Annotated in this window: 1 protein-coding gene; it reads right to left on the bottom strand. The window is 43.8% G+C overall.

Annotated features, from left to right (window positions below):
- A partial coding sequence (locus AB4486_RS25685) for a response regulator transcription factor (protein ID WP_372119562.1) occupies positions 1–315 on the bottom strand: 315 nt, incomplete at both ends.

The raw sequence follows: 315 nt of genomic DNA, 5'->3' as shown, positions 1-315 counted from the left end.
TAAGCGCAGTATGTGATTATCAATAGTTCGGGTACTAGGAAAGGCCTGATAACCCCAAATCTTATTGAGTAACTCATCTCGGTGAAACACACGGCTTTGGTTCTGAACAAACAGTACCAATAGCTGAAATTCCTTAGGTTTCAACGTGATTGGGCTTTCATCCAGATAAGCGATCCGTTCCGACAAGTTGATTTGGATATTCGCGTAATTTAAGAGGCTCACACCTAACGGACGAAGCTGGGTAATGACTCGAGCGAGCAATTCGTCGTTAGAAAATGGCTTAGTCACGTAATCTTTGGCACCCGCCATTAATCC

Origin of the sequence: Vibrio sp. 10N.222.55.C6 (assembly GCF_041473395.1) — a bacterium.
GTDB lineage: Bacteria > Pseudomonadota > Gammaproteobacteria > Enterobacterales > Vibrionaceae > Vibrio > Vibrio crassostreae_C.
This window is presented reverse-complemented; position numbering and strand designations above follow the sequence as displayed.